Annotated in this window: 5 protein-coding genes; 2 read left to right on the top strand and 3 right to left on the bottom strand. The window is 61.0% G+C overall.

What is annotated here, in order from left to right; genetic code table 11:
* Nucleotides 1–120: 120 nt before the first annotated feature.
* Genes HIJ39_RS22490 through HIJ39_RS22480 form a run of 3 tightly spaced genes read right to left on the bottom strand, consistent with a single transcriptional unit; the run spans nt 121 to nt 1,330 of the window.
* Nucleotides 121–696, bottom strand: coding sequence for a recombinase family protein (locus HIJ39_RS22490; protein ID WP_169103271.1), 576 nt, complete (start codon nt 694–696; stop codon nt 121–123).
* 2 nt (nt 697–698) lie between these two features.
* Complete coding sequence (locus tag HIJ39_RS22485; protein ID WP_169103270.1) at nt 699–1,085, bottom strand: PIN domain-containing protein; 387 nt, start codon at nt 1,083–1,085, stop codon at nt 699–701.
* Nucleotides 1,082–1,330, bottom strand: coding sequence for a hypothetical protein (locus tag HIJ39_RS22480; protein ID WP_169103269.1), 249 nt, complete (start codon nt 1,328–1,330; stop codon nt 1,082–1,084). Before HIJ39_RS22480 ends, HIJ39_RS22485 begins: the two co-directional genes overlap by 4 nt.
* Nucleotides 1,331–1,579: 249 nt before the next feature.
* On the opposite strand from HIJ39_RS22480, the gene HIJ39_RS22475 reads away from it, so the two are divergent.
* Both HIJ39_RS22475 and HIJ39_RS22470 read left to right on the top strand, forming a co-directional pair.
* Nucleotides 1,580–2,137, top strand: a complete 558-nt coding sequence (locus tag HIJ39_RS22475) for a hypothetical protein (RefSeq protein WP_169103268.1) — start codon at nt 1,580–1,582, stop codon at nt 2,135–2,137.
* 34 nt (nt 2,138–2,171) lie between these two features.
* Nucleotides 2,172–2,402, top strand: a complete 231-nt coding sequence (locus HIJ39_RS22470) for a hypothetical protein (RefSeq protein ID WP_169103267.1) — start codon at nt 2,172–2,174, stop codon at nt 2,400–2,402.
* Nucleotides 2,403–2,475: the final 73 nt, after the last annotated feature.

The following is a 2,475-nucleotide window of genomic DNA, read 5'->3' as shown; positions in this document are numbered from 1 at the left end:
CCCCCCCCCCCCCCCCCCCCCCCCCCCCCCCCCCCCCCCCCCCCCCCCCCCCCCCCCCCCCCCCCCCCCCCCCCCAATATTTACCATTTTGCCGAGGCCAGTTGAAGGTTCGGCGGTTGGTCAGTCAAGTTTCACATTGTCATCGGACAGCCGCCGCAAGGACCGATACAAGGTGGCCCGCGATATGTGGAGAGCGTCGGCCACTTGCCTTCCCGTCAGGTCAGGTCGCTCCAAGAGATGGCGAGCCATGGCGAGCTGGTCGGGTGACAGGGCGCGTGGGCGGCCGCCAACCCGTCCTCGCTGGCGCGCAGCGGCCAAGCCCGCCATTGTTCGTTCGCGAATCAGCGCCCGTTCAAACTCGGCCAGCGCCCCGAAGATGTGAAAGATCAACTGGCCCCCGGATGTAGTGGTATCCATATTCTCTTGGAGACTCCGGAACCCGATGTTCTTGTCCTGAAGCTCCTGAACTACTTGAATGAGGTGGGCCAAGGAACGTCCTAGACGATCCAGCCGCCAAACGACCAGCACGTCACCGGGGCGGGCATACATCAACGCCTCCGACAATCCGGGTCGATCGGTTGTGCTGCCGGACATGACGTCTTTGAAGATCTTCTCGCAACCGGCCTTTTGCAAGGCATCTTCCTGAAGCACCATGGTTTGATCGGCCGTCGAGACCCGCGCGTAACCAATGAACACTGTCAACGTCCTCCGGGAAGAGATGGTGGGTCGGCCAATACCGCCCCCGTTCGTGCGAAATCTTTGCGGTTATAGGTAATCACGGTCGCGCCCAGTCGAATGGCCGCGGCCGCAATGTGGCAATCCACCAACCCGGGTCCTCGATTCCGCATCAGCTCTGCGGCGTGGACCGCATCCTCATACGTCACCGGAATGGTATCCAGCGTTTCGAAAAATCGCTGGGCGCGCGGCAGTTCATAATCCCGGATGAGCCGCAGAATCTCCGCCACCGTCAACACGGAACATGCGAGCGTTCCATTGCGGGCGGTCGTTTCTATCCAGTTCACCGCATCCGAATCGCGCCGCAGCACCCAAATCAAGACGTCCGTATCGATCATATAACGCGTCACAACGGCGGATGCTCCTCGTCCGCTCGCATCCGTCGAACAAAGTCGACCACGGCGTCCGGGGTGTCCGCTGGGATGTCCTCCCGGTCCCGCCACATGCCTGCAATATCTCGCAATGCGGCAACTTGCGCGCGTCGCGCAAGTTCCTGCTCGACTACTTCCACCACGAACGATTCCAAGTCCGGCGACAACGCCTTAATCGCGGCGACCGTTTGATCCTTCAACGAAACGGTAATCTGCTGGGCCATAAAATCCCTCCTCCGAACCCTTTGAGTCCATTGTCGCAAAACCCGTCCGGACTGTCTATTCCGAAACACCTGGTTTTGAGACACAGATTTGCGACACGAGTCATGCGATTTTTGGGGATCGGCGCCCCGTCGCCGGGGCCGTTTCACAAACGGAGGTTTTTGCGACGTGCGATAGATGGAACCCCGGACCCTTCAGTGCCTTCCAGAGTCTGACCGATGGGTGTACAATGCCAGAAAAGAGGTGAACTGATGGACGAGCAAGGTCCGATTGTGGCGTGGGTCTGGGTCGAAAAACCGGATGTCTTCATCGTGCCCATGGGGCTGCCAGAAATTCCGGAACGCTGGATCAATGCCATCACAGGGCGGGATGCGATGCTGCGATGCTTAGGCACACGACCATCGGGTGGGGCCTGTCAGCGGGTCGTGCACCACTGGCATGCGTGGTTTCGCGTAGATGGGCCTTTTTCCGGATACTGTGCGGCCCATCGTCCTAACCTCGACATGGCATGGCAATTGGGGGGCATGAACGAGACCATTCCGTGTCCGTGTGGATGCGGGGCGCAGGCCCACGTGTTCGGTCGGGCGCTGGTCGCTCAGAATGCCGCCGTGGATGACGTCTTTTCCCGCATCATGCAGACTTTGGGTCCAGACCAATGGGCGGCGCAACAGAGCCGATGGTCGGTGGCTGTCGCTCGGGGTGCCGCTGTCGCGTGGGTGCCGGGCATCGCCACAGATGTCGCCCAGATGGCTGACGCCTATCGTGCATGGCTCTTCGAGGGTCCGGCCGTAAATTGGGCGCCGTTCTAACGGGCGGTCGATGTTATCAGGAAGAAGGGTTTTTGTGAGCCATCACACCGTCTACTGCATGGGCACGCTGACGGACCTGGATGCGCTTCAGGCCCAGGCCACGACCCTGCCGCCGTTCGGGCATGGCTTTGATGCCGCATTGGCTCAGCAGGCCGACCGGCTGGAGGTGTGGGGGACCACCGAGGAAGCGCCCGCGGACTACACCGAGTTCCGACTGTTGAAGGATGGCCGGGTCATCGGTGTAGCCCGCATTCCGGGGTACTAGGAGAGTTTTCATAAAGTCGCAAACCCAGACCAGGAGCGCACTTCAGGCCGCCCATCAGGGCAGCTTTGTAACA

The organism is Sulfobacillus harzensis, from assembly GCF_012933365.1.
In the GTDB taxonomy this organism is placed as follows: Bacteria; Bacillota; Sulfobacillia; order Sulfobacillales; family Sulfobacillaceae; genus Sulfobacillus_B; species Sulfobacillus_B harzensis.
Note: the sequence above shows the minus strand (reverse complement) of the source record. Positions and strands in the feature narration are given on the sequence as shown.

What these genes read in the sequence shown, in the direction of transcription:
- HIJ39_RS22480 (WP_169103269.1), bottom strand. Translation starts at nt 1,330, where the DNA reads ATGGCCCAGCAGATTACCGTTTCGTTGAAGGATCAAACGGTCGCCGCG.
- HIJ39_RS22475 (WP_169103268.1), top strand. Translation starts at nt 1,580, where the DNA reads ATGGACGAGCAAGGTCCGATTGTGGCGTGGGTCTGGGTCGAAAAACCG.